This is a genomic window from Nonomuraea sp. 3N208 (assembly GCF_052245935.1).
In the GTDB taxonomy this organism is placed as follows: domain Bacteria; phylum Actinomycetota; class Actinomycetes; order Streptosporangiales; family Streptosporangiaceae; genus Nonomuraea.
The window spans coordinates 1-23,498 of the sequence record NZ_JBQQBR010000063.1; the positions used below are offsets into that span (position 1 = coordinate 1).

At 71.9% G+C, this 23,498-nt stretch carries 28 protein-coding genes; 9 read left to right on the forward strand and 19 right to left on the reverse strand.

What is annotated here, in order from left to right; translation table 11 throughout:
• The coding region (locus tag ACTWPT_RS53915) for a sulfite exporter TauE/SafE family protein (protein ID WP_443185346.1) at nt 1–640 on the reverse strand (640 nt) is incomplete at its 3' end.
• A gap of 107 nt (nt 641–747) precedes the next feature.
• On the opposite strand from ACTWPT_RS53915, the gene ACTWPT_RS53920 reads away from it, so the two are divergent.
• Nucleotides 748–1,410 carry an endonuclease V gene (locus ACTWPT_RS53920; protein ID WP_443185347.1) on the forward strand — a complete coding sequence of 221 codons (663 nt, stop codon included), beginning with the start codon at nt 748–750 and terminating at the stop codon, nt 1,408–1,410.
• A 30-nt stretch (nt 1,411–1,440) separates the two neighbouring features.
• On the opposite strand, the gene ACTWPT_RS53925 is transcribed toward ACTWPT_RS53920, so the two are convergent.
• The 3 genes from ACTWPT_RS53925 to ACTWPT_RS53935 form a co-directional block, all read right to left on the reverse strand.
• On the reverse strand, nt 1,441–1,641 hold the full coding sequence (locus tag ACTWPT_RS53925) for a ferredoxin (protein WP_443185348.1): 201 nt from the start codon (nt 1,639–1,641) through the stop codon (nt 1,441–1,443).
• 27 nt (nt 1,642–1,668) lie between these two features.
• Nucleotides 1,669–2,880, reverse strand: coding sequence for a cytochrome P450 (locus ACTWPT_RS53930; RefSeq protein ID WP_443185349.1), 1,212 nt, complete (start codon nt 2,878–2,880; stop codon nt 1,669–1,671).
• Nucleotides 2,881–2,941: 61 nt separating this feature from the next.
• Complete coding sequence (locus ACTWPT_RS53935) at nt 2,942–4,135, reverse strand: NAD(P)/FAD-dependent oxidoreductase (RefSeq protein WP_443185350.1); 1,194 nt, start codon at nt 4,133–4,135, stop codon at nt 2,942–2,944.
• Between the two features lie 142 nt (nt 4,136–4,277).
• Here ACTWPT_RS53935 and ACTWPT_RS53940 point away from each other — a divergent pair, with 142 nt between their 5' ends.
• Entirely contained in the window at nt 4,278–4,910 is a 633-nt protein-coding gene (locus ACTWPT_RS53940) for a TetR/AcrR family transcriptional regulator (protein WP_443185351.1), read from the forward strand.
• Nucleotides 4,911–4,987: 77 nt separating this feature from the next.
• On the opposite strand, the gene ACTWPT_RS53945 is transcribed toward ACTWPT_RS53940, so the two are convergent.
• Both ACTWPT_RS53945 and ACTWPT_RS53950 read right to left on the reverse strand, forming a co-directional pair.
• Nucleotides 4,988–5,359, reverse strand: coding sequence for a hypothetical protein (locus ACTWPT_RS53945; RefSeq protein ID WP_443185352.1), 372 nt, complete (start codon nt 5,357–5,359; stop codon nt 4,988–4,990).
• 92 nt (nt 5,360–5,451) lie between these two features.
• A complete protein-coding gene (locus ACTWPT_RS53950; RefSeq protein WP_443185353.1) occupies nt 5,452–6,150 on the reverse strand; it encodes an NADPH-dependent F420 reductase in 699 nt (232 codons plus the stop codon).
• 88 nt (nt 6,151–6,238) lie between these two features.
• Here ACTWPT_RS53950 and ACTWPT_RS53955 point away from each other — a divergent pair, with 88 nt between their 5' ends.
• On the forward strand, nt 6,239–6,583 hold the full coding sequence (locus tag ACTWPT_RS53955; protein WP_443185354.1) for a winged helix-turn-helix transcriptional regulator: 345 nt from the start codon (nt 6,239–6,241) through the stop codon (nt 6,581–6,583).
• A gap of 20 nt (nt 6,584–6,603) precedes the next feature.
• Here the strand turns inward: ACTWPT_RS53955 and ACTWPT_RS53960 are convergent, their stop codons facing one another.
• Nucleotides 6,604–6,891, reverse strand: coding sequence for a hypothetical protein (locus tag ACTWPT_RS53960; protein WP_443185355.1), 288 nt, complete (start codon nt 6,889–6,891; stop codon nt 6,604–6,606).
• Entirely contained in the window at nt 6,888–7,364 is a 477-nt protein-coding gene (locus tag ACTWPT_RS53965; protein WP_443185356.1) for a DUF2283 domain-containing protein, read from the reverse strand. The genes ACTWPT_RS53960 and ACTWPT_RS53965 overlap by 4 nt, the downstream gene beginning before the upstream one ends.
• A 122-nt stretch (nt 7,365–7,486) precedes the next feature.
• Between ACTWPT_RS53965 and pyrF the strand changes: the two genes are divergently transcribed.
• Nucleotides 7,487–8,320, forward strand: a complete 834-nt coding sequence (pyrF, locus tag ACTWPT_RS53970; protein ID WP_443185357.1) for an orotidine-5'-phosphate decarboxylase — start codon at nt 7,487–7,489, stop codon at nt 8,318–8,320.
• 126 nt (nt 8,321–8,446) lie between these two features.
• Here pyrF and ACTWPT_RS53975 read toward each other — a convergent pair whose 3' ends face one another.
• Complete coding sequence (locus ACTWPT_RS53975; protein ID WP_305921572.1) at nt 8,447–8,731, reverse strand: hypothetical protein; 285 nt, start codon at nt 8,729–8,731, stop codon at nt 8,447–8,449.
• Nucleotides 8,732–8,785: 54 nt separating this feature from the next.
• Here ACTWPT_RS53975 and ACTWPT_RS53980 point away from each other — a divergent pair, with 54 nt between their 5' ends.
• Nucleotides 8,786–9,292, forward strand: a complete 507-nt coding sequence (locus tag ACTWPT_RS53980; protein WP_443185358.1) for an NUDIX hydrolase — start codon at nt 8,786–8,788, stop codon at nt 9,290–9,292.
• A gap of 94 nt (nt 9,293–9,386) precedes the next feature.
• Complete coding sequence (locus tag ACTWPT_RS53985; RefSeq protein ID WP_443185359.1) at nt 9,387–9,947, forward strand: dihydrofolate reductase family protein; 561 nt, start codon at nt 9,387–9,389, stop codon at nt 9,945–9,947.
• A 13-nt stretch (nt 9,948–9,960) separates the two neighbouring features.
• Here the strand turns inward: ACTWPT_RS53985 and rbsK are convergent, their stop codons facing one another.
• The 10 genes from rbsK to ACTWPT_RS54035 all read right to left on the reverse strand — a co-directional run bounded on the left by rbsK (nt 9,961) and on the right by ACTWPT_RS54035 (nt 21,122).
• Nucleotides 9,961–10,845, reverse strand: coding sequence for a ribokinase (gene rbsK / locus ACTWPT_RS53990; protein WP_443185360.1), 885 nt, complete (start codon nt 10,843–10,845; stop codon nt 9,961–9,963).
• Complete coding sequence (locus ACTWPT_RS53995; RefSeq protein WP_443185361.1) at nt 10,842–12,233, reverse strand: ADP-ribosylglycohydrolase family protein; 1,392 nt, start codon at nt 12,231–12,233, stop codon at nt 10,842–10,844. The genes rbsK and ACTWPT_RS53995 overlap by 4 nt, the downstream gene beginning before the upstream one ends.
• Nucleotides 12,230–13,369: an ADP-ribosylglycohydrolase family protein gene (locus ACTWPT_RS54000; protein ID WP_443185362.1), complete on the reverse strand. Its 1,140-nt coding sequence runs from the start codon at nt 13,367–13,369 to the stop codon at nt 12,230–12,232. The genes ACTWPT_RS53995 and ACTWPT_RS54000 overlap by 4 nt, the downstream gene beginning before the upstream one ends.
• Nucleotides 13,366–14,343 carry an ADP-ribosylglycohydrolase family protein gene (locus tag ACTWPT_RS54005; protein WP_443185363.1) on the reverse strand — a complete coding sequence of 326 codons (978 nt, stop codon included), beginning with the start codon at nt 14,341–14,343 and terminating at the stop codon, nt 13,366–13,368. Before ACTWPT_RS54005 ends, ACTWPT_RS54000 begins: the two co-directional genes overlap by 4 nt.
• Nucleotides 14,344–14,349: 6 nt before the next feature.
• Nucleotides 14,350–15,519, reverse strand: a complete 1,170-nt coding sequence (locus tag ACTWPT_RS54010) for an ADP-ribosylglycohydrolase family protein (protein WP_443185364.1) — start codon at nt 15,517–15,519, stop codon at nt 14,350–14,352.
• Nucleotides 15,516–16,823, reverse strand: coding sequence for an ABC transporter substrate-binding protein (locus tag ACTWPT_RS54015; RefSeq protein WP_443185365.1), 1,308 nt, complete (start codon nt 16,821–16,823; stop codon nt 15,516–15,518). Before ACTWPT_RS54015 ends, ACTWPT_RS54010 begins: the two co-directional genes overlap by 4 nt.
• A 9-nt stretch (nt 16,824–16,832) precedes the next feature.
• Nucleotides 16,833–17,651: a carbohydrate ABC transporter permease gene (locus tag ACTWPT_RS54020; RefSeq protein WP_443185366.1), complete on the reverse strand. Its 819-nt coding sequence runs from the start codon at nt 17,649–17,651 to the stop codon at nt 16,833–16,835.
• On the reverse strand, nt 17,648–18,562 hold the full coding sequence (locus tag ACTWPT_RS54025) for a carbohydrate ABC transporter permease (protein WP_443185367.1): 915 nt from the start codon (nt 18,560–18,562) through the stop codon (nt 17,648–17,650). Before ACTWPT_RS54025 ends, ACTWPT_RS54020 begins: the two co-directional genes overlap by 4 nt.
• On the reverse strand, nt 18,559–19,593 hold the full coding sequence (locus ACTWPT_RS54030; RefSeq protein WP_443185368.1) for a LacI family DNA-binding transcriptional regulator: 1,035 nt from the start codon (nt 19,591–19,593) through the stop codon (nt 18,559–18,561). The genes ACTWPT_RS54025 and ACTWPT_RS54030 overlap by 4 nt, the downstream gene beginning before the upstream one ends.
• Nucleotides 19,594–19,895: 302 nt before the next feature.
• Nucleotides 19,896–21,122: an MFS transporter gene (locus tag ACTWPT_RS54035; protein ID WP_443185369.1), complete on the reverse strand. Its 1,227-nt coding sequence runs from the start codon at nt 21,120–21,122 to the stop codon at nt 19,896–19,898.
• Between the two features lie 23 nt (nt 21,123–21,145).
• Here ACTWPT_RS54035 and ACTWPT_RS54040 point away from each other — a divergent pair, with 23 nt between their 5' ends.
• The 3 genes from ACTWPT_RS54040 (at nt 21,146) to mihF (ending at nt 23,380) form a co-directional block, all read left to right on the forward strand.
• A complete protein-coding gene (locus ACTWPT_RS54040; protein WP_443185370.1) occupies nt 21,146–22,426 on the forward strand; it encodes an ROK family protein in 1,281 nt (426 codons plus the stop codon).
• 141 nt (nt 22,427–22,567) lie between these two features.
• Nucleotides 22,568–22,972 carry a GlcG/HbpS family heme-binding protein gene (locus ACTWPT_RS54045; RefSeq protein ID WP_443185371.1) on the forward strand — a complete coding sequence of 135 codons (405 nt, stop codon included), beginning with the start codon at nt 22,568–22,570 and terminating at the stop codon, nt 22,970–22,972.
• Between the two features lie 102 nt (nt 22,973–23,074).
• Entirely contained in the window at nt 23,075–23,380 is a 306-nt protein-coding gene (gene mihF, locus ACTWPT_RS54050; RefSeq protein WP_020547234.1) for an integration host factor, actinobacterial type, read from the forward strand.
• The last annotated feature ends 118 nt before the right edge of the window (nt 23,381–23,498 follow it).

Consider the following 23,498-nt stretch of genomic DNA (forward strand, 5'->3'; position numbering starts at 1 on the left):
TGGGCCCCACCCACCCGCCCAGCAGAAACCCGGCCGCCAGCGGCAGCGCCGCGCCCCAGTCGACCGGCCCGAAGATCGCGAACCCGAGCGCCGCCACCGCGTTCGCCAGCCCCGTCATGACGTTCTTCATCGCGTTCACCTTGGGCGCGGACTGGTCGAGCATGGCCGCCAGGACGGCGAACACCAGAATGCCCCCGGCCGCGCCGAAGTACCCCACGTAGATCGTCACGGCGAACAGCCCCACCCGCCCCAGAAACCCGTGCTCGCCGCGCACCCGTCCGGACGGCGGCCGGGCCAGCAGCAATGACGCCATCGCGATCAGCCACGGCGCGATCAGCTCGAACGTCCTGGTAGGGGTCACCAGCAGCAGGAGGGCGCCTGCCGCGCCGCCGAGCGCGGCCACCGGGCCGAGCTTGAGCACCCGGCCGCCCTCGCCGGCGAGTTCGGGCCGCGAGCCGGCGGCCGCGCCGACGCCGGTGAAGACGAGGGCGACGGTGTTGGTGACGTTCGCGGCCAATGGGGGCAGGCCGAAGGCCAGCAGGGCCGGGTAGGAGATGATCGAGGCGAGGCTCACGACCGTGCTCACCACGCCGGCCACGATGCCGACGGCGAGCAGGCCCAGCACCTCTCCGAAGATCACGCGGACATGCTATGTGTCGTCCGATTTGTCCCAGCGGCCGGGGTTACGACGGCACCACGTGGCCGCCGCCGGCGGGGCGCTCGGCGTGTGGGCATAGCTTAGGACGGGTGCAGGTTGAGCAGCTTCACCCATGGCCCTCCACGGTCGCCGAAGCGCAGGCCATTCAAGACCGGCTCCGCGGACACGTCGAGCTCACAGGACCCGGCGCCTTCACGCTGGTGGCGGGCCTGGACGTGCACTACCACGGCCCGGGCGACGGCCTGACGGCCGCGGTGGTCGTCATGGACGCCGCGAGCCTGGCCGTGGTGGAGCAGGTGGCGGTCCATGGGAGAGCGGCGTTTCCGTACGTGCCCGGCCTGTTCGCCTTCCGCGAGCTCCCCGCGCTGGTCGAGGCGCTCGAGCAGCTCACGGTGACGCCGGACCTGCTGGTCTGCGACGGGTACGGGCTCGCGCACCCGCGCGGGTTCGGCCTGGCCTGCCACGTCGGCGTGCTGACGGGACTACCGGCGCTGGGCGTGGCCAAGACGCCGTTCGTCGGCACGCACGAGCCGCCGGGGCCGGAGCGCGGAGCATGGACGCCGATCGTGCACGCGGGGGCCACGGTGGGGCGGGCGCTGCGCACGCAGCGCGGCGTCAAGCCGGTGTACGTCTCCCAAGGACACCGCATCGCCCTGGACACAGCCACGGACCAGGTCCTCCGCCTCGCCCCGCGGTACCGCCTGCCCGAGCCGATCCGGCGCGCCGACCACCTGGCCAGGCACCCGGACTGATCGGCCCTTACGCCGGCCCGCCCTTCATGCTCACGCTTCTTCGCTGAGCTCGATGGCGGCGGCGGGGCAGACCGCGGCTGCCTCGCGGACCAGCGCGTGCTGGTCGGCGCTGGGCTCGGGCTCGAGCAGGATGACGATGCCGTCGTCCTCGCGCTGGTCGAACACCTCCGGCGCGAGCAGCACGCACTGGCCGGCGCCGCAGCACTTGTCCTCGTCGACGATGACTTTCATCTCGGGCTCCCTCCTTGTCGATCAGGATTACCAGCGGACCGGCACGGTACGCAGGCCGCCCACCGCGAGCCCTTCCACCCGCTCCAGCTCCGCCACGGGCACGGCCAGGTCCAAGGTCGGCAGCTTGCGCAGCAGCACCTCGAGCACGACCTGCAGCTCGGTGCGGGCCAGCGCCTGGCCCAGGCAGGAGTGAGCGCCGGCGCCGAAGGCCAGGTGCGGGTTCGGGCTGCGGGTCAGGTCCATCTCGGCGGCGCCGTCGAAGGCGCTCTCGTCGCGGTTGGCCGAGGCCATGCTGCACACCACGGTGGTGCCTCGGGGCAGGACCGCGCCGCTGACCTCGGTCTCGTCGCGCAGGTAGCGCGGCAGGCCGAACCCGGAGTTGGCGTCGAAGCGCAGCGCCTCCTCCACCGCGGTGCGGATCAGCTTCGGGTCGGCCAGCAGCGCATCCCACCTGGAGCGGTCGGCCAGCAGCATGGAGACCATCTTGCCGATCATGTTGGCGGTGGTCTCGTGCCCGGCCACCAGCAGCGCCATGCCGGTGACCAGGATCTGGATGTCGGTCAGCCCGCCGTCCTCGGGGCCGCCGGTCGCGATCAGCTCGCTGAGGATGTCCTCGCCCGGCTGCTCCCGCTTGGCGGCGACGTGGCCGGACATGTACTGGAAGAACTCGGCCTGGGCAGCGTCGATCTCGTCCTTGCTGTAGCGGGTGAGGTTGAGGAACGTGTCGGACCAGTACGAGAACCGCTCCCGGTCCGCGGCCGGCACGCCGAGCATGTCGCAGATGACATACACCGGCAGCGGGAAGCCCAGGCTCGCCTTGAGGTCGCCCGGGGCGCCGCGCTCGACCATGTCGTCGATGAGCTCCTCGGCGATCTGGGCCATCGTGGGACGCAGGGCGGCCATCCGCTTGGCGGTGAACCACTTGCCGACCAGACGCCGCCAATGCTGGTGCTCCTCGCCGCCGTCAGGGATGATCATCGCCATGTCGCTGTTGAACACCCCATCCCCTTCCGCCGATATGCGGGCCGCGTCGGGGGCGTTGAGCTGGCGGGTGAAGCGCGGGTCGGCCAGCACCTGCTTGACGTCGTCGTAGCGGGTCAGCAACGTCGCCTGGTCGCCGCTGGGCAGCTGCACATGGGCCACCGGGCACTTGCCGCGCAACTCGGCCCATTCCGCGGGCGGCTCCAACGCCGCGTCGGCGGGGATCGGGTAGTTCAGGACCTGCTCGTTGAGACTCATTCGACAACTCCTCATGAACGGATGGATGGGTCGCCCGTGAACGGCCGGCTGTTCGCCGCCGTCACGCGGGCGCGAAGGGCTGGGTGGTCTGCCAGCTGCCGAGTGCCTGTTGCCGCAGGACGCGGACCTGCTTGGCCATGTTCCAGCCGAGCACACCGGTGACCTGTCCGCCCTGCCGGTAACGCGCGGCGAATCGGTGCTGCGCCGGGTCGCCCTCGGCGATGTCCACCTCGGCCGCCGCCGACGGCAGGCCGTGGGCCTGGATCTTGACGTCGTACTGGTCGGTCCAGAAGTACGGGATCGGCGTGTACGGGCGATCGGCGCCGAGGATGTTGGCGGCGACCACCTGGGCCTGTTCGGTGGCGTTGGTGCGGTTCTCCAGGCGCAGCCGCCTGCCGAGCCCCTCGTGCTCCCAGGAGGCCACGTCCCCGACGGCGTAGACGCCTTCGGCGGCACGGCAGCGCGAGTCGCACTCGATCCCGTCGGTCATGGTGAGCCCGCTGCCGGCCAGCCAGCCGGTTGCCGGGCGGGAGCCGATGGCCACCACGACCACGTCGGCGGGCAGGAGCTCGCCGGTGGCCAGCCGCACCCCCGTGACCCGTCCGCCGGCGCCGGTCAGACCTTCGACCACGGCGCCGAGCCGCAGCCGTACCCCGCGCTCCGCGTGCGTCCGGGCGAGCATCGTGCCGACCACGTCGCCGAGCTGGTCACCCAGAAGGGTGTGCCCCATTCCGGCAAGGGTGACGTCCAGGCCCATGGTGCGGGCGGTGGCGGCGGTCTCCGCGCCCAGCACGCCCTCCCCCACGACCACGAGCCTTTCGGCGGCGGTCAGGTCCTGGCGCAGGGCGAGCGCGTCGTCCAGGCCGCGTAGCACGTGCACGCCTGCCAGCCCGTCCTGGCCGGGGAGCCGGCAGGGGGTGAGGCCCGTCGCGATGACCAGGGCGTCGCCACGCAGCACGCGGCCGGAGGCGGTGGTGACGGCACGCGCCGCCACGTCCAGCACGACGGCAGGCTCGCCCAGCACGAGCTCGGCCTGGAGGGCCTCCAGCTGCGCGTGGGTGCGGAGCTGCGCGCGGGACGGCTCCCATGCGCCTGCCAGGACCTGCTTCGACAACGGCGGCCGGTCGTAGGGCTGATGGCGTTCGGCGTCCAGCAGCGTCAGCCGGCCCTGGTAGCCGTGCCGCCGCAGCGCCTCCGCCGTGCTCAGGCCGGCGGCCGACGCGCCGACGACCAGGACGCTCCCGGGCGCGGTCACAGGGCGTCGCTCCGCAGGTAGGCGGCGGCCCGGCCGACACGTCTCCGCATATGTCGTGCTCCTTTCGGTCGTCCCGTGCCTTCAGATTACCCTACAGCTGTAGGTAAACCTACGACTGTCGGTTGTAGGTAAACTGAGAGACGTGGCCACGACCAGAAACAGCAACACCCCAGCGGGCGACCGGCGCGTGCGCCGCACCCACGCGGCCCTTGCACGCGGGCTGATCGAGCTCGTCGAGAAGCAGGACCTGTCCAGAATCAGCGTCGCCGACGTCGCCGAACGTGCCGGAGTGAGCCGCTCGACCTTCTACGACCACTACCGTGACGTCCACGAGCTGGCCGAGTCGGCCTGCACCGCGATGATCGACGGCTTGATCGACTCCTTGCCCGTCCCCGGCCCCGACTCGGCGGACCATGCACAGGACGCGGCGCAGTCGCTGGCGGCCTTCTTCGCCAGTCTCGCCGAGCACGCCGGGCTCTACCGGGCCCTGCTGGGGCCGCAAGGCAGCGCCCGCGTCTCCGACCACATCCGCCGCCGCATCACCGCCGCCGTCTACGACCACACACACAGAGCCGCAGACGGCGCACTCCCGGAGCGCGCCTTGTCGTTGGACAGCCCGCACGACGTCCGCGCCGCCTTCACCGCCGGGGCGATCATCGGCGTGGCCGCAGACTGGCTCCAGCGCGGATGCCCGTGTCCCCCCGCCGAGATGGCGGCCCTGACCTGGCCACTCTTCGCGGGGCTTTATCAGGTCGACGCGGGCACGGTCACCTGAGCACGGTCACCTCCTGAGCCCGCCCCGGCCCACCGTGCTCCCCCTCGATCTCCCCGCCCCCGAGCGCGCGCGTCGGTTCAGCGGCGCACCGCCCATACGAGCAGCCACACGCTGAGCCCGAAGAGTCCCATGCCGAGCGGCACGTGCGCGGCCACCGCGCCCGAGCCGCCGAGCATGGACTGGACGAAGCCGAGCAGCAGCACCGCCAGGCTGACCAGGGCGGGCCAGGCCGCGCCGCGTCCCGGCCGCCACAGCAGCACGGCCGCGACGAGCTGCGCCAGGCCCAGCACGTGCACGGCGAGCGCCCCCATGCCATGCATGCCCGGCCCTCCCCCGCTCATCAGCTGGCCGGCCGTCACGGCCTGGACGAGCACGGCCAGCGTGTTGAGCGTGGCGGCGATCTTGAACGCGGTCAGGTACCCGCTTCCCTTGGCGACCTGGGTTACCACGTGGACACTCCTTCGACCTCGCAGGAATGCCTCCAGGATCTTGCCTCAGGGCACGCCGGGCATCCCCCGCCCGTCGACATCGCCGCTACGCCTCAGGGCGTACGCGGGTCGCCGGCCACCCGATCTTCATCGGGCCGGTCTTCAGCGGGGAGGTGGGCGCCGGAGGAGGCCAGCGGGGGCAGGATCGCCTGGGCGTCGGCGCCGCCGAACCAGAGGCCGATCATGAACAGCGCCGTCGCCTCCAGCAGCATCGCCCGGTCGAGTCCGCCGCCGTCCAGCGGCGTGCAGCCGAGATCGGCGACCAGCGTGCGAACGGCCGCCAGTGCCGCCGGATCGTCGCCGCACAGCGGCACGGCGAGCGGCCGCCCGTCGAAGACCGGCGGCGTCATCCGCCACACGTCCACATGGCACAGGTTGAACGCCTTCACCACGTGACCGCCCGTGAGGTCGCGGATCAGGCCGGCGAGCGGGCGCGTTGGGTCGTACTTGGTGAGGTCGGCGGCGTTGGTGACGTCGATGACGGGTTTGCCGCGCAGCGCCGCGCCGCACGCACCGAGCACGTCGACGAGCCCCGCCTCCCTGACCGCCACCGTCACGACCTCACCGAACTCCGCCGCCTCCGCCCATTTCCCCGCGCGGACCGGCTCCCCCCGCCCGGCGGTCATCCGCTCTGCCTGGGCGGCGGTCCTGCGCAGGTCCCTTCCGCTGATCATCACCTCATGTCCTGCCCCGGCCCACTGCGTGCCCAGCGCGTCGGCCATGCCGCCCGCGCCCAGGATCCCGATCCGCATGGACGTCCTCCTCCTGTGAAGGGTTTTACTGATAGGAGGACGGTAGAAAGCTCGTCACACACCATTCGGTGCCTATCGGAGGCTCTCGTTGTTCCTCGCCGACTGCCAGGCCAGACTCGCCTTCGACCTGATCGGCAACACCTGGAGCGCCGTCGTCGTCTGGGCCCTGCGCCACGGCCCCCGGCGGCCGGGGCGGCTGCGGGAGGAGATCGGCGGCATCAGCACCAAAGTCCTCACCGAGACGCTGCGCCGCCTGGAGTTCAACGGCCTGGTGGCGCGCCGCACGTACGCCGAGGCCCCGCCCCGCGTCGAGTACGAGCTCACCGACCTCGGCCGCACCCTCCTGGGGCCGATCGAGAGCTTCGGGGAATGGGCCTTCACCCACGCTGACGAGGTCATGGCCGCACAGGATCGCTGGGACGCGATTCCCTGAAGCACCCGCGACGCCGCAGGTCAGCCGTACAGTTGCTCCAGCACCGCGGCCACGCCGTCCTCGTCGTTGGACAGCGTGCGCCGCTCGATCGCGGCCATCTCGTCCGCCGTGTGGGCCGTCGACAGGGCGAGCAGCTTGACGATGGGCTCGTCCTCGTCGAAGACCGAGCGGACCTCGCGGTAGTACATCAGGTCGTCGGGGGTCCGCCTGGTGTAAGCGGCCTCGGTCAGCACCGCCCAGCCGGTCTCGACCGCCAGCCCCACCCCGGGCAAGGCGTCGGCGAGGGCCTGGGCGTGACCCGTGCTCACATCCGCATCTCCGACGGGAGCCGGGTGGCGGCGTTCATGAGCTCCAGGCCGAGGAGCCGCCCGGAGTCCTCGTAGTCGAGGACGGCGTCGTCCGCCACGACCTGACGTACCGCCTCACCTGGGATTACTTCGTGCTTCATCGCGATATAGGCGATGTCGTGTTCTTTGTCCCAGGTGACGTACACCGTCCGCGCTTGCGGCCCCGACGGGGCGTCGTCCCAGCTCAGCAGCCCTGCCTTGGCCTCGTGCGAGGCCGCCACCGCGGCCCGGGTCATCGCCAGCGCCAGCTCGACCGCACCCAGCGAGTCGAGCGCTGTGACTTTCCTCTCATGTTCCCACCCGTCGAGCCCGTCGATCCGGTAGGGGCACGACCACTCCCCCGTCGGCTCCTCATACGGCACGCCGACCGTGACGACCACGTCACGTGGGGGTTCGCTGCGCAGCACCAGCACCCGATGGGCGATCTCGTACATGTCTGCTGATCTACCCCGGAGGCCACTCCTGGAAGACTGACCAACGGGAACGGTCTCCCTGCTGTTCACTGCGGCGGCCCGTCCCATATGGTCGCCGAAGGAACACGCGAAGGGGCCCTGTGATGAACGAGTCGTTCGGTACGCGCCTGCGAGCCAGGCTCGACGAATGCGGACCGTTGTGTGTGGGCATCGATCCGAGCCCGGCGCTGCTCGACGCCTGGGGGCTGGACGACTCGCCGTCCGGTCTCGAACGCTTCAGCCGCACGGTCGTCGAGACCGTGGCCGACGTGGCGGCCGTGGTCAAGCCGCAGTCGGCGTTCTTCGAGCGGTGGGGCAGCCGCGGCATCGCCGTTCTGGAACGCACCATCGCGGATCTGCGCGAGGCCGGCACCCTGGTGCTGCTGGACGTCAAGCGCGGCGACATCGGCAGCACCATGGAGGCCTACGCCGAGGCGTACCTGGACCGGGGCAGTCCGCTGGCCGTCGACGCCGTGACGCTGAGCCCGTACCTGGGGTTCGGGTCGCTGGAAGGGGCGATCACCTCGGCTGTGGCCAACGACGCGGGCGTGTTCGTGCTGGCCCGCACCTCCAACCCGGAGGCAGCCGGGATGCAGCAGCTCGTGGCCGGCCAGGTGCTGGCCGGCGCGGCCGCGGCCAACGCGGGCCACACGCCGTTCGGGCCCGTCGGGGTGGTCATGGGAGCCACGCTTCCCGAGCTGGAGCACTCGCTGACCGACCTCAACGGGCCCATCCTCGCGCCCGGGCTGGGGGCGCAGGGTGCGACTCCTGCCGACGTGGCCCGGCTGTTCGGGTCGGTACGGCACGCCGTGCTGCCCTCCGTCTCCCGGGCGGTGCTCGCCGACCCCAAGCGGCTGCGTTCCCGTACGCTCCACTACCGGGACGAGTGCGCCGCCTACCTGTCGGGCGACCTCACGGCGGCCCGCCGCAGGTCCTGACCGGAGAGAGCGGTTGACGGCCGCGAGCACCACCCTCGGCTCAACGACCCGCCAGCGCACCACCCGCCCGACACACCAAGCGACCGCGGCCCGGCCTGCGGGGCGCGGGGGTGGGGGTCGGAGGTGTCAACCGGTGGGGCCGGCGTCGGGGCGGGTGACCTCCTCGGCGTCCCGCTGCGGGTCCTCCTGCGAGTCCTTCCCCGCACCCACCCGGGACTCCTCCTGGGTGCCGGCCTGAGATCCGGCCTCAGAGCCCTCCGTCCCTGCGGGCTGGTCCTGTATCTCCGGCGGGTCGGCCGGAACGGGACGACGGGCTCTCGGGGTTTCGGCGCCGGACCGCTCCGCGACGACGTCGCTCTCCCCCTCCACGCCGCCCACGGCTTCCGGCAGTTCTTCGGGGTTCTCATTCATAAGCCACCACCTGCCCCGCCAACCCCCCACGAACCTGCTTGTTATGGTCCGGGGATGATCAATTACGCGCACCGCCCCACTGCCCGCGTCGTCCTCGCCGACCCCAGCGACCGGGTCCTGCTGTTCAGGTTCACCCCACCGGATCCGTGGCCGAAGGAGCCCGCCTGGCACCTGCCCGGCGGCGGCATCGAACCCGGCGAGACCCCGGCGCAGGCGGCGGCGCGGGAGGCGCTGGAGGAGACCGGCCATGTGCTGAGCCCGGCCGACCTGGGAAACCCGGTGGCGGTGAACGAGGGCCCGTGGTCCAACCTGGGCCGCCACTTCTACACGGTGCACACGTACTTCTTCGCCCGCGTCCCGGCTCCCACCGTCGCGCCCACCGCCCTGGAGGACTACGAGCAGGAGGAGTGGCTGCTCGGCAACCGCTGGTGGAGCGTGACGGAGCTGGCCGAGACGACGGAACGAATCTTCCCGCCCGGACTCGCCGGCATCCTGCCCGGCCTGCTGGCCGGGGTGCACACCACCAGCCCGGCCACGCTCCCTTGGACCCACGAGAACTGATCGGGGAATTTCTTCGAGAAGGATGTAGAGAACCCGGATGCGGCTCCGACCCAGTCACGAGAACGACGAAAGACGAAAGACGAAGGAGCACATCATGGGCAAGCTCATCTACTGGGTCCACACCTCCGTCGACGGCTTCATCGAGGGCCCGAACGGCGAGTTCGACTGGCCGGAGATGGGGCCGGAGCTGTCGGCGTATGGGGACGAGATCCAGGCGCCGGTCGGCACCTTCCTGTACGGCCGCGTCGTGTGGGACATGATGTCGAGCTTCTGGCCGGATGCCGAGTCCATCTCGGACCACCCGCACGACCTCAAGTTCGCGCCCATCTGGCGCCGCACCCCGAAGGTCGTCTTCTCCTCGACTCTGAAGGAGGCGGGCTGGAACACCAGGATCGTATCCGGCAACCTCTCCGAGGAGGTCGCGGAGCTGAAGCGCCAGGCGGACCAGGACCTGCTGCTGAACGGCGGCTCTCAGCTGGCGTCCGCCCTCACCGAGCTGAGGCTGATCGACGAGTACCACATCATGGTGCACCCGGTGGTGCTCGGTGGCGGCAAGCCCGTGTTCCCGCCGCAGAAGGACCGGGTCGATCTGCGACTGGTGGACTCGCGGACGTTCGACGCGCGGACGGTGCTGCTGCGTTACGAACGGTCCTGACACCGGGGCGCGGTCAGGGGAGGAAGTCCTCGATCTCCCAGCGCGTGGGCATCGACGTGCTGGCGCCCTCGCGCTGCACCGACAGCGCCGCCGCCGCGGAGGCGAAGCGCAGGGCGTCCGCGACGGGCAGCTGTTCGGCCCTGGCCACGGCCAGCGCGCCCACGAACGTGTCCCCGGCCGCCGTCGTGTCCACCGCCTTCACCTCGACCGCCGGCACCCGCACCCGCTCCCCGGACCGGGATCCGTACAGAGCGCCCTCGGAGCCCAGCGTGATCACGGCCTCCTCGACCCGTTCGAGCAGCGCGTCCAGGGCGGCGTCGGGGGCGGTGGCGCCGGTGATGGCGGCGGCCTCGTGCTCGTTCGGGACGATCAGCGTGACCGCGTCGAGCAACGCGTCCGGGAGCGGCTGGGCGGGCGCCGGGGTGAGGATGACGGGCACGCCCGCGACCTGGCCGGCCTCCGCCGCCGCCACCACGGCCGCCATGGGCAGCTCCAGTTGCAACAGCAGCGCCTCCGAACGCGCGATCAGGGCCAGGTCATCGCCCGAGGGGCCGGTGACGGTGCCGTTCGCGCCGGGCACGACGATGATCGAGTTGCCGCCGGCGTCGTCCACCACGATGTGCGCGATGCCGCTGGGGCCTGGTACCTGGCGCAGGCCGCGTACGTCAACCCCGGCCTCCGACAGCGTGGCCCGCAGCTCCGCCCCGAAGCCGTCGTCGCCGACCGCCCCGAGGAACGCCACCTCCGCACCTGCCCGGGCGGCGGCGATGGCCTGATTGGCTCCCTTACCGCCAGGGATGGTGCGGAAGCGGTGGCCGGTCACCGTTTCACCCCGCTTCGGGGCTTCGGAGACGTAGGCGACCAGGTCCATGTTGGCGCTGCCGAAAACCGAGATCATGGGTGCATCATCTCCTGAGTACGCCGTGCCAGCTCCACGAGGCTCACCCCGTCGAACCCGGTCAGGCTGCTGGCCAGGCTGTCGCGCATCCGCCACTGGTCCGGCACGCCGCCGTTGAGCGCCCCGGCTATGGATCCGGCCGTGGCGGCCGCCGAGTCGGTGTCCCAGCCGCCCGCGACCGCTCCGGCGATCGTGGCGGTGAAGTCGCCCCGGCCGTGGATCAGGGCGGCGGCGACGAGGGCGGCGTTGTTGATCGTGTGGACCCAGTGGAGCGAGCCGTGGCGCTCGTACAGGCGGTCGACGACCCGTTCGAAGTCCTTTTCCGCAGCGGCGTCCTCGGCGGCCAGCCGTACCGCCTCGTGCAGGCGCGAGCCCGCGGGCACGACGGACAGGCCCGCCGCCACGACCTCCTCCGGCGACGTGGCGACCAGCGAGGCGGCGCACATCGCGGCCGCGAACATCGCCCCGTAGATCCCGTTCGCGGTGTGGGTGAGGCGGGCGTCGCGCCAGGCGTACTCGGCCGCCGTGGCTGGATCGCCCGGGTTGACCCAGCCGTAGACGTCCGCCCTGATCAGGGCGCCGATCCATTCGCGGAACGGGTTGCGGTGGGAGGCCGTGTGGGGCGGCTCGACTCCGTCCAGGAGGTTGCGGTAGGCGACGCGCTCGGCGGTGAACGTACGGCCCGCAGGCAGCTCGTCGAGCCACAGCTTGGCCACGTCGTCGGTGGTGAAGGCGCGGCCGTGGCGCTCGAGGACGGTCAGGGCCAGCAGCGGGTAGTTGAGGTCGTCGTCTTCGGGGATGCCGTCGATGTTCTCGGCGAGCGAGTTGACGGCGCTGCGGCGGTTCCAGGGCCAGCGGCGGGCGATGTCGTCCGGCAGGCCCTTGGCGGTGAACCAGCCACGGATGGGCCAGTTGCCGGTGGCCTCGGCGATCTGCCTGATGCCTTCGCGCGGGATCTTCTCGACGGGCTTGCCCAGCACGCATCCGGCCGCCCGCCCGAGCCACGCCCCCAGCACCCGCGCCGGGTCGGCGACCGCGCCGCTCACGGCCGGCACTCCTTGGCCGCCCGCGTCGACGGCTTCCGCCCCAGGGACGGACGGGTGGGTGGGCCGAGCCGGGCAGGCGGCGATGATGGCGGGCAGGTCCGACGGCTCGGCCGATGGCGACGGGACGGCCGCCAGTTCGTCCAGCAGGTCCTGGGCCAAGCCGCGCAGCCGGGCGGCCTCCGGGTCCGAGGCGCCGGCTCGGGGCGGCGCGTCGTGGCCGCCCGCCGCGTGCCATCGATCGGCGATCTCCTGGACGGCCCCGGGGTCACGGCCGTCCTCGGCGGCCTGGCGGAGCTCGTGTCCGATCAGGTCCTCGGGCTGGACCCAGGTGAGGCGGATCATCGGCGGTCGAGGTCGGCGAAGGCGGTCTCGTGGGCGCGGCGCCGTGCCAGGTCGTCGGCGTGCACCCGGCTCGCCACTTCCGCGATCGCGAGCCCAGGAGCCACCAGGTCGGTACGGCTGGCCGCCCCCACCCGCTCGAGCCACTCCGCAGGCACGGCGTTCAGCCCGCCGAGCGCGCCCGCGATGGCCCCGCCCATGGAGGCGATCGAGTCGGCGTCACGACCGTAGTTGACGCCGCCGAGCACGGTGTCGCGGTAGTCGCCCTTCGCGATCATCAGGAGGCCCAGCGCGAGCGGCAGCTCCTCGATACTGTGCAGCCGGCTCGGCCGCCGCGCCCCCAGGCCCTGGTCGCGGTAGGTGTCGGCGACCGTGTCATACGGCCGCACGGCGGCCCGCAGCGCCTCGAAGGACCCGTCCCAGTGCCCGAGCCCGGCCGCGGTCTCGCAGACCGACTCGATGGCGGCCCTGGTGCCGTCCTTGGCCAGCCGCAGGCAGGCGGCGACCACGGAGTCGGCGGTGGCGCCAGGGCGCATGGCCTCGGCGACGGCTGCCGCCATGACGCCGGCGGCCTCGCGGCCGTAGCTGGACTGGTGGGCCCCGGTCAGGTCGATGGCCTCGGCGTAGGCGGCGTCCGGGTCGGCGGCGTTGACGATGCCGACGGGGGCGACGTACATGGCCGCACCGCAGTTCACGATATTTCCGACACCGGCCTCGCGCGGGTCCACGTGCCCGTAGTGCAGCCTGGCCACGATCCACTTCTCGGCCAGGAAGACCCGCTGCAGCGGCAGCGCGTCGCTCTCCAGCTCGGGGATCCAGCGGCGCTCGCCCATGAGCTCGGGCACGAGGTGGTCGGCCATCGCGTACGCGTCGAGGTGGCCGCCGACCTTCTCGTACACGCGGATCAGGGCATGCGTCATCAGCGTGTCGTCGGTGATGTGGCCGTCGCCCTTGTGGTACGGCGCGATGGGGCGGGCGTTGCGCCAGTCCTCGTTGAACGGCGGGACGATGCCTTCGACGCGGCCGCCGTACCGCTCGACGATCTGTTCGGGGGTCCAGCCCTCGGTGGCGCCGCCCAGCGCGTCACCGACCGCCGCCCCCGCCACGCAGCCGGTCGCCCTGTCCTCAAGCGGCGTCATGCGATTCCCTCCGTGAAATGACTCGTCAGTTCGATCAGATCTGTGCCCGCCAGATCGGGCAGGCAACAACCGGCCAGCGTACGGGCCGAGGCGGTCCACCCTTCCGGGATCGCCTCGTACCCGCAGCATGCCCCAGCCAGCGCCCCGGCCAGCGCGGGCGCCGAGTCGGCCAGCGCGGCCAGGCACGCCGCCGCCGGCACGGCACTGGCGAGATCGCCGCCGGCCGCCTCGGCCAGCGCCAGCGCCACGGGAACCGTCTGGGCGGCGCCCACGCCGTAGCTGTAGACGTGGTCGAGCAGCGCCGCGTCCAGCGCGGGCACCGCGGCGAACGCGTCCCCCGCCTTCCGTGCGACGGCCAGTGCCACGCGGGCGTTGTGCCCGATCGCGGTGTCCGGCGGCAGCACGGCCAGCGCCGCCTCCACGGCCTTGCCGACGTCGCCCGACGCCACGGCCTCGGTCACGGCGGCGGCCATGGCCTGGGCGGCGAGGATCCCGTCGGCGGCGTTCGTCACCTCGGCGTCGCGCGTGGGGTCCCTCCCCAGGGCTCCGAACGCGACGGCCCTGATGGCGGCGGCGTCGTCGAAGTGGTGCGGGTTGTCGTGCCCGGACGCGGGCGGCTCGACGCCCTTGGCCAGGTTGTCCAGTGCGGTGGCCACCGAGATGCGCGCCCGCACGCCGTCCCGCGGCAGCTCGCGGAACGCCTCCGCCCGCGGCCGGTCGATCGTGAGCACCGTCCAGGCGAGCCACTCGGCGTCGTCGGACGGGCCGATGGCCAGCGGCGCCGTGGGCTGGTTGAGCGCGAACGGCACCGGCAGCGTGGTGACCTTGTGCTCTTCCGCGAACGCGTCCAGCTCCCTGTGCAGGCGCCGGCTCCAGGGCGCGTGCAGGGCCGCGCGATGCCTGGCCGCGGGCCAGCCCGCGGCGTCACCGACGGCGAGCCCGGCGAAGGCACCCCTGATCCTGTCCCCCGACATCGTGATCTACAGTCCTCTCGCCAGCTCGTCGGCCACGTCCAGCACGTGTCTTCCGGCCAGGACGGGCAGGCACTTGCCCGTCACTGGCCCGATCCTGGCGGCCCACCGCCCCGGCACGCCACCCTCGCCCTGCCGGGCTCCGGCGATGGCCCCCGCTATGGCCCCGATCGTGTCGGCGTCTCTGCCCACGCTCACGCCGAACGTCACGGCCGCCTCGACGTCCCCGTCGCCCACCAAGAACGCCGCGAGTGCCAGCGCCACCGCCTCGGGGGCGATGTCGGTCCATGGGTAGTGCCTGACGACGACAGCCTCGTGCAGCGCCTCGATGAGCTCCAGGTCGGCCGCCGCACGCGTTGCGCCGGACTCCGCCGACCCTCCACTCGCCGCACCGGCGCCGGAGGACTTGGGACCGAACGAAGCACTGCCGCTCACGGACCAGGAGCCCGACGAGCCACCGCCGGTCGCGGGCAGAGAACCGTCGCCCACCTGCGCCTCTGGAGCGCCGGGTCGGCGCGACGTTGCGCGGCGGAGGTCGGCGCCCGTGGGCGGCGACCAGCCGAGCACTTCGCACACCCGCACGATGTTCCTGGCCGTCCACGAGTCGGCCGGGATGACCGAGAGCGCGGCAAGCACCACGTCCCGAACCGATGCCCCGCCCATCGCCGCGGCCACCGCGCCGGCGACGGCGCGACCGCCGAGTATGCCCTCACCGGACCCGCTGACCAGCCCGTCCTGCTCCACCAGCCGAGCCGCCTCCGCCGGGTCGCCAGGGCAGAACACCCCGTACGGCGCGGCGCGCATCGCGAGCCCGTCCGACCATCCATGCGCGTGCACCAGCCCGGTCAGCGGCGGTTCCAGGCCGCGTCGAAGCGCTTCGACGGTGCCCAGCTCGGAGAACCCGGCGCCCCGCATCGGCCCGGCCACCCGCGGAATGATCTCCGTCCGGTACGCCTGCGCCACCAGCTCAGGCGTCAGCCCGTGTCCGTGCCGCACCAGCAGCGACGCGGCGAAGATGGCGTACTCGGTGTCATCCGTCCCCCCGCCCTCGATCTCGGTGAGCATCCCCCACCGTCGCCGGATCTCCGCCGGCGACAGGTTCTCGGCGGGAGCCCCGAGGGCGTCGCCGGCCGCCAGGCCGAGCAGACACCCCCGGGCCCTGTCCCGGTAAGACGTCACCGCTGGTACCGCTCCAGCACCTTGTTGCCCTCGTCGACGAGCCGCTTGGCCGCCTCGTCGATGGTGATCTTGTTGGCGTAGAACTCCTGCAGCACGGGCGTGGCGACCTTGTTCTTCCACTCGTCGAACCCGTTCACCTTGAGGAACGGCGCCACGACGAGGTTCTTGGCGGAGGCGGTGGCCACGTCCCAGCCGTTCTCCTGGGTCGTCATCGCCGGGTCGGCGGCGGCCGCCTGGGAGGTCGGCAGCAGCCAGTCGCCCTTGGCGAGCTTGGCCTGGTTGGGGCCGTTCAGGAAGAAGGCGATGAACTTCATGGCCTCGTCAGGGTGCTTGCTGTCCTGCGCGATCGACAGCGTCTGGGAGACCGCCCCCTGCTGGGCCGAAGTGCCCTTGGGCCCGGGCAGCGTGACCCACTCGAACCCGTCGGGCGCCTGCTCGGCGACCTGCTGGCGGAGGAACACGCCGGCCGGCAGCATGGCGAACTTGCCCTTGTAGAAGGCGGGCAGCGGGTCCGCGGTGCCCTGGCCGAGCGCGGCCGGGTCGGCCGACTTGTCCTTGTAGAGCTGGTCGTGGATGCGCTGGAGCACCTCGCGCTCCTCGGGCCCGACCTTGACCGTGGTCTTGCCGTCGGCGGTCTGGAAGAACGTGCCTCCGTAGGTGAGCGCCAGGTTGAGCGTCTTGTTGACCGGCGACTTCATCGGCCAGGCCACGCCGAACGCATCGCCCTTGGTCATCTTCTTGGCGGCCGCGGAGAACTCGTCCCACGTCCACGGATTGTCCGCGGCGGGAATGCGGACCCCGGAAGCCTCGAGCAGCTTCTTGTTGGCAATGATGACCTGCGACTCCTGCAGGAACGGCACGCCGTAGACGCCCTGCTCGCCCTTGCCGCCGTCGAAGGTGACGGTGTCCCAGGCGGCCTGCGGGATGTCGCTCTTCAGCTCGGCGGGCAGCTTGTCCGTCAAGTCCAGCAGATAGCCGTCGGTGGCGTAGCCGGACAGCGCGGGCGAGTCGTTGTGAATGACGTCGGGCGCGGTGCCGCCGGCGAACTGGGTCACCAGCTGGTCGTTGACGTTGTCCCAGCTGCCCTGGACGTACGTGACCTGAATGTTGGGGTTGGCCTTGTTCCATTCATCCACGAGCTGCTTGTTCGCGGCGACGGATTCCTTCTGCCACGCCAGGCTGAGGAAATTGATCTTGACTGGCTCGCTGGGGGCGGAGGACGACGATCCGCCGCCGCCTCCGCTGCCGCACGCGGCGGTGAGCGCGACGATCGCCGCGGCCGCCAGAGCGGACTTGATTCGCATGTGAGCCTCCTAGCCCTTGACGGCGCCGGCCATCAGGCCGGACTTCAGTCGCCGCTGAATGATTGCGAAGAAGATCAGGCTCGGGATCGTCGCCATGAGCGACGCCGCGGCCAGCGGGCCGAGCCTGGCCACCCCCTCCGGGCCGGTGAACCTCACCAGCGTGAGCGGGAGCGTCATGACGTCGGGGTTCTGCAGGACGACGAGCGCGAACATGAACTCGTTCCAGGACGAGATGAACGCGAACAGCAACGTGGCCACCACGCCCGGCGCGAGCAGCGGCGCCACGACCTTGACGATCGAGCGCAGCCGGGTGGCGCCGTCCACGGCCGCGGCCTCCTCCAGCTCGACCGGCACCGCGCGCACGTAACCCTGCAACATCCACAGCGCGAACGGCAGCGTGAAGGTCACGTGCACGACCACCAGGCCGGGCAGCGTGTTCACCAGCTCCAGATCACGCAGGATCATGAAGAGCGGGATGATGATCAGGATGAACGGGAACACCTGGCTGACCAGCACCCACCCGATCGCGATCTTGTTGACCAGGCCGCGATAGCGGGCCATGGCGTACGCGGCGGGCAGCGAGATCAGCACCGTGATCACACTGCTGGCCAGCGCCACGCCCAGGCTGCGCACGGCCGCGCCCACGAGGTCCTGCTCGCCGAACGCGTCGGTGAAGTTGGCGAGGGTCGGCTCGCGCGGGATCCACGTCGGGTCGGCCAGCGCCATCTCCTGCGGCGTCTTCAGTGCCGTGGACAGCAACCAGACCAGCGGGAAGGCCAGGAAGACGATGTACGCGGCCAGCGCGGCGTACTGCGACGCGCGTCTCATCGGGCCTCCCTCATCTGGCGCCACAGGTACAGGCCGAGCACCGCGAGCACGACGATCGCCATGGCCAGGCCGAGCATCGAGGCGTAGCCGGCGAACCGGTAGCGGAACGCCTCCTCGTAGGCGAACAACATCGGCAGCCGCGTCTGGCCGCCGGGTCCGCCCTGCGTAAGCACGTAGACCAGGCCGAACTGGTTGATGTTCCACACGAAGTCGAGCGAGGTGATCGCCACGATCACCGGGCGCAGCTGCGGCAGGGTGATGTTCCAGAACCGCCGCCAGCGGCTCGCGCCGTCCACCTCGCCGGCCTCGTACAGCTCCTTGGGGATGCTCTGGAGGCCGGCCAGCAGGACGACCGTGGTCTGCGGCATGCCGGTCCAGACGCCGACCACGATGATCGCGGGCAGCGCGAGCGAGAAGTCGGCCAGCCAGTTGATCTCGGTGCCGAGCAGGCTGTTGAGTATGCCCGCGTCGGGGTGGTAGACGAGCCGCCACATCAGGCCGATGACCACCGGCGGCATGGCCCACGGCACCACCGCCAGCACCCGGGCCACGCCCCTGAACCGCAGGTTCTCGTTGAGCAGCAGCGCCAGGCCCAGCGCGGCCAGGAACTGCAGCGCGGTCACCGAGACGGCCCAGATCATGCCGATGCGGAAGGAGGACCAGAAGTCGGCCGCGCTCAGCAGCTCCCAGAGGTTCTCCAGGCCGACGAAGCTCGTCTCGTGGTTGCGGGTGTTGCGGGCGTCGGTGAAGGCCAGGCCGATGCCGTAGAGCAGCGGGCCCACGCTGAACAGCAGCACCGGCACCAGGGCGGGCAGCATGAGCAGCCACATCTCGCGGGTCTTGCGCGAGATTCCCCTGGGCCGCCCGTGCGAGCGGCGCGGCGGCGCGGGCCTGGTCGCGGTCGCCGTCACGCCGCGCCCCCTTCCTCTGGGCGCGTGGAGGCGCGTATGACGAGGCGGGGCGGCACGGTGACCACCCGGGGCTCGCGGTCGCCGCCCTGCAGCCGGTCGAGCAGCAGCTCGGCGGCGGCCTTGCCACGCTCGGCCGAGCCGAGCGACACGCTGGTCAGCGACGGCCAGGACGCCGCGGCCAGGTCGGTGTCGTCCATGCCGACCACCGCCACGTCGTCAGGCACCCGGCGGCCCGCGGCCCGCAGCACGTCCAGCGCGCCGAGGGCGATCAGGTCGTTGGCGCACATCAGCGCGTCCACGTCGGGGACCCGGGCGAGCAGCGCCGCCACCGCGCGGGCCCCTTCCGCGCGGTAGAAGTCGCCGATCTGCACGAGGTCCTCGTCGTAGGGCAGGCCGAGGTCGCCGAGCGCCTCCTGGTACGCGGCCCCGCGGGCGGCGCCGGGCACCGTGTCGAGGGGGCCGTTGATCATGCCGATGCGGCGGCGGCCGAGCTCGTGCAGATGGTCGATGGCGAGCTTGACGCCCGTGCGCGAGTCGGCGCGTACGTTGTCCACCCGCGTACCCTCGGGCACCGAGCCGATGATCACGACGGGGGCCCTGGCGGCGGCCAGCATCTCCAGGTGGGCCTCGGTGACCCGCAGCGGGCTCATGATCAGCCCGTCCACGTACCGCTCGCCCAGGCTGTGCAGCACGTCGATCTCGTCGGCCACGACGGCGTCGGTGGAGTGCAGCACGAGCCGGTATCCGGCGGCCTTCAAGACCGGCTGGATCTCGCGCAACATCGCCAGGTAGGCGGGGTTGCCCACGTCGGCCATGGCGAAGGCCACCTGGTGGGTACGGCGGGACTTGAGCGACCTGGCCACGGCGTTGCGCACATAGCCGAGCTCGTCGGCGGCCGCCATCACCTTGCGCACCGTCTCCTGCCTGGTCGGCAGGCCGTTCAGCACCCGCGAGACGGAGGCGATCGAGACTCCGGCACGCTCGGCGATCGTGTTGATCGTGGGTCCGTCGCCCAAGGTAGTCCCTTCCATCGGTGTAAACGTTTACAGTGCCTTTCCTGTAAACGTTTACGGCGTGGCCATATGAAATCTGGATGTAACTTGCAGGTCAAGTCACGATCGCATAACACCAGGTCATCGCCCTCAAAGGCAAACCGCCACCCCCGGGACGGCAGCCGGCCCCATTTCCCGCACGCCGCCACGTGCCCTCTGCCCCTCGCCGCTCGCCGCACGTCGGCGGCGGTCGTCGTGGGAAGGGACCGAAGAACACGGTGAGCGGCAGCACGTGCGGGAAACCGATCGAGTGGCACGCTGGGGGTGGCGCGAGCAAGGGATCAGTCGCGGACCGGCTCGGGGACGGGAGTGGCGGGGATCGAGAGGCGGAGCAGGGAGCGGATGGCGGGCATGCCGGCGAGCGTCACCACGGCGGCCAGCACCGCGGGGATGATCAAGGCGACCGGCAGCGACGACGCCTCCGCCACGTACCCCAGCACGGCCGGCCCCAACAGGAGCCCGGAATACCCGAAGGCCGTCACCATGGCCAGGGCCCGCCCGACCCGGCCGCCGGCCGCGCCCACCGCGCTGAACAGCACCGGCACCACGGTGGCCAGTCCTACCCCGGCCAGTGCCCACCCGGTCCACGCGCACGCCACCCGCAGCGTCTCCCCGGTCAGCGGCGCGACGAGGACGAGCACGTACCCGACGGTGGCGAACAGCCCGGCCAGCTGGATGGTGCGCACGGAGCCGAGCCGCGCCCTGATCGGGTCACCCAGCAGCCGCACGGTCGTCATGGCCACGGAGAAGATCGTGTACGCCAGCGGCGCCGCGGCCGGATCGGTCTCCAGCACCCACCGGGCATGCAGCGCCGCCCAGTCGATGGCCGCGCCCTCGCTCAGGTGCCCGGCGAAGGCGGCCAGCCCGAGCAGCGCGATGAGCCCCCACCCCAGCGACGAGCCCCCCTGCTCGACGCCGGACTCGGCCGAGGCCTGCTCGGGCGCGTCGGGCAGCAGCAGCCATGCCGCGGGAACGTACAGGAACGGCACCACCACCGCCGCCACCACCAGCAGCACCTGGGCATCCACCCCTGCTTGCAGGATCAGCGAGGTCAGCGCGCCCCCGGCGGCACCGCCCAGGCTCCACGTCCCGTGGAAGGCGGAGATGATCGGCCGCCCGTAGCGGCGCTCGACTTCGACGGAATGGGCGTTCATACCGACCTCGGTCACCCCCAGCCCGATCCCGAACACGACCGCGAGCACCGCCAGGGCCCAGTACGACGACGCGAGCGCCGGCCCGAGCAGCACCAGGCCGGAGAAGGGCCCGGCGATCCAGCACACGCGCCGGCTCGACCACCGGTCCACCAGCGGCCCGGCCGCCAGCATCGACACCAGCGCCCCACCCGAGATCAGCAGCAGGACGCTGCCGAGCCGGGCCGGGCCGAGGTCGAGCCGGTCGTTCAGCGAGGGCAGTCCGGCCGCCCACAGACCCATGACCAAACCGGCAAGGAAGAAGAACCCGAAAATTCCGACACGTGCACGTCTGGCGTCAATGATGCTTTTGTTCACGGCTAGAGCATAAACTGTGTTCCGTGAGTGGAGCTACAACCAGTGGCGAACTACGCGCGCACAACCGGGTCAGGCTGATGCGTGCCGTGCACGACTGCGGCGCCACGCGCACCAGGTCCCAGCTGACCCGCGACCTGCGGCTCGCGAGAGGGACGGCGTCCGTGCTGGTCGCGGGGCTGGTGGAGGACGAGCTAGTGCATGAGGAGCCGGCCCCGGAGCATGCTCGGGGCCGGCCGACGCAGGTGCCGGGCCCGCATCCGCGCGGCCCTCTCGCCCTGGCCGTGGACGTGCGCGAGGACGCCTGGGAGCTGGCGGCGTGCGAGCTGGGCGGGCGCGTGACGGTCCTGGCCGTACGCCCGCACGACGGCACGCCGGAGAACGCGCTCGGCCTCCTGGGCGAGGCCATCGCCGCCGAGCGGGAGCGGCTCGGGCACCGGGTGATCGGGGTCGGGGTCGCGCTCGCGGGCCCGGTCCGCCACGGCGGCCTGGTGGACATCGCCCACCTGAGCTGGCGCTCGGTCGACGTGCCCGGCCTCCTCGGCCTCACCCCACGGCCCGCCCCCGAAGTCCGCGGCCCTTCGGCGGCGGATGAGCGGAAAGGCGCCCCTTCGGCGGCGCCCGAGGCGCGGGCGGGCGGGGTGGCGCTCGTCGTCGGTAACGACACCGCGTTCGCGGCGCTCGCCGAGGCGCGGCGCGGGCGACTCCAGGGGGTGCGGGTCGGGCTGCACCTGCACGTCGACTTCGACCTGGGCGGCGTGCTCGTCGTGGACGGCCGGCCCCTGGGCGGCGCGAGCGGCGCCGGCGCCGAGTTCGGGCACATGCCGCTCACCGGCGGCGGCCGCCCCTGCATGTGCGGCGCCGTCGGCTGCTGGAGCATGGACGTCGGCGCGAACGCCCTGCTGCGCCACGTCGGCCTGGCCTACGGCGGCGGCCGGGGCCGCGAGCAGGCCGAGCACGTGCTGGCCACGAGCGGGGAGGCGGTGGCCGCGAACGCCCGCGCCCTGGGCCGCGGCATCGCCGCCCTCGTCAACGCCCACGACCCCGAGGCGGTCACCCTGTCGGGCCACGGCGTCGAGCTGTACGAGCGGGCCGGGGACGCCCTCATGGCGGCCTGCCGGCCGGGCCTGATGGCGATCCGCCGCGACCACCCGCCGCGCATCGAGGGCTCGCCCCTGGCCTGGCGCGGCTCGCTTCTGGGTGCCATGGAGTCGGTCTTCGACGCGTTCCTCACCCCGGAAGGCCTCGGCCTGTGGCGCGCGGACACCCTGACCAGGGCCGCGACACGCCCGACCGGCGAAATGTGATGAATTCCACGTTGCCGGGGAAAGCCCGCCATAACACACCTCATCACCCTCTCGCTGAGCGATCTTGCCGGGGCGCGTCGCGGGCCTGTACCCATGGAAGGGTCCGATGCGCGAAAGAATCATGACCGAGGGACGAAACGCGTGAATCTTGAGCTCGCGCTCCGCATGACCGAGGCGGCCGTGAGGCAGGCCACCAGGGAGGGCGCGTCGATCTCCGTCGCGGTCGTGGACGAGGGCGGAAATCTGGTGTCTTTCCAGCGTATGGACGGTGCGGAGATCTCGGGACCGGCGCTCGCGCCGGGCAAGGCGTACACCTCGGTGGCCCTGCGCAGGGACACCGCCGACGTGGCCAGGCACATGGCCCGCGGAGGGGAGCTGGCGGGCCTGCCGGGAGAGGGATTTGTCGGCATAGGAGGTGGCATCCCGCTGTGGGCGGACTACGGTGAGGGAGAACGCGTGGTCGGCGGCGTAGGAGTCAGCGGAGGCACGGTCGCGCAGGACGTGGCGTGCGCCGAAGCGGCCTCGGTGGTGTGGCGGACACGTTGAGCGAGCGCTTTCCGCAACACACACCGCTGGTATCCGCCATGATTAGCCACTGCACCACGGGTAACAGAATCCCGATCGTTAACTCCCCGAGGAGAGACAGAGATGGCACTTCCCACTCTCACCCCCGAGCAGCGTCAAGCGGCTCTGGCCAAGGCCGCTGAGGCCCGCGCCGCCCGCACCGCCCTGCTGGCGAAGGTCAAGGCCGGCGAGCTGACGTTCTCGCAGCTGCTGGAGCGCGACGACGACATCGCGAAGAAGATCAAGGTGTCGCAGGCGCTGCGTGCCGTCAAGGGCGTCGGTCCGGCCAAGGCCACCGCGCTGATGGAGGAGGCGGGCGTCGACGAGAAGCGCCGCCTCGGCGGCCTGGGCGCCCAGCAGCGCAAGAAGCTGGTCGAAGCGCTCGGCTGATGCCGGGCGGCCAGGTCCGCGCGCGGAGCCGCGCGGACCGGCCGGCGACCCTCGACAGGTCAGGAGGGGCCGGAGAGCGGCGAGCCGCCCCGCTCATCCGGCGGGCCGAACCGAGGGA

Excerpts from the sequence above, each read along its gene's own strand:
- ACTWPT_RS53925 (WP_443185348.1), bottom strand. The coding sequence starts at position 1,641 with ATGAAAGTCATCGTCGACGAGGACAAGTGCTGCGGCGCCGGCCAGTGC.
- ACTWPT_RS53930 (WP_443185349.1), bottom strand. The coding sequence starts at position 2,880 with ATGAGTCTCAACGAGCAGGTCCTGAACTACCCGATCCCCGCCGACGCG.
- ACTWPT_RS53950 (WP_443185353.1), bottom strand. The coding sequence starts at position 6,150 with ATGCGGATCGGGATCCTGGGCGCGGGCGGCATGGCCGACGCGCTGGGC.
- ACTWPT_RS53965 (WP_443185356.1), bottom strand. The coding sequence starts at position 7,364 with ATGTACGAGATCGCCCATCGGGTGCTGGTGCTGCGCAGCGAACCCCCA.
- pyrF (WP_443185357.1), top strand. The coding sequence starts at position 7,487 with ATGAACGAGTCGTTCGGTACGCGCCTGCGAGCCAGGCTCGACGAATGC.
- ACTWPT_RS53975 (WP_305921572.1), bottom strand. The coding sequence starts at position 8,731 with ATGAATGAGAACCCCGAAGAACTGCCGGAAGCCGTGGGCGGCGTGGAG.
- ACTWPT_RS53980 (WP_443185358.1), top strand. The coding sequence starts at position 8,786 with ATGATCAATTACGCGCACCGCCCCACTGCCCGCGTCGTCCTCGCCGAC.
- ACTWPT_RS53985 (WP_443185359.1), top strand. The coding sequence starts at position 9,387 with ATGGGCAAGCTCATCTACTGGGTCCACACCTCCGTCGACGGCTTCATC.
- rbsK (WP_443185360.1), bottom strand. The coding sequence starts at position 10,845 with ATGATCTCGGTTTTCGGCAGCGCCAACATGGACCTGGTCGCCTACGTC.
- ACTWPT_RS53995 (WP_443185361.1), bottom strand. The coding sequence starts at position 12,233 with ATGATCCGCCTCACCTGGGTCCAGCCCGAGGACCTGATCGGACACGAG.
- ACTWPT_RS54000 (WP_443185362.1), bottom strand. The coding sequence starts at position 13,369 with ATGACGCCGCTTGAGGACAGGGCGACCGGCTGCGTGGCGGGGGCGGCG.
- ACTWPT_RS54005 (WP_443185363.1), bottom strand. The coding sequence starts at position 14,343 with ATGTCGGGGGACAGGATCAGGGGTGCCTTCGCCGGGCTCGCCGTCGGT.
- ACTWPT_RS54015 (WP_443185365.1), bottom strand. The coding sequence starts at position 16,823 with ATGCGAATCAAGTCCGCTCTGGCGGCCGCGGCGATCGTCGCGCTCACC.
- ACTWPT_RS54020 (WP_443185366.1), bottom strand. The coding sequence starts at position 17,651 with ATGAGACGCGCGTCGCAGTACGCCGCGCTGGCCGCGTACATCGTCTTC.
- ACTWPT_RS54030 (WP_443185368.1), bottom strand. The coding sequence starts at position 19,593 with ATGGAAGGGACTACCTTGGGCGACGGACCCACGATCAACACGATCGCC.
- mihF (WP_020547234.1), top strand. The coding sequence starts at position 23,075 with ATGGCACTTCCCACTCTCACCCCCGAGCAGCGTCAAGCGGCTCTGGCC.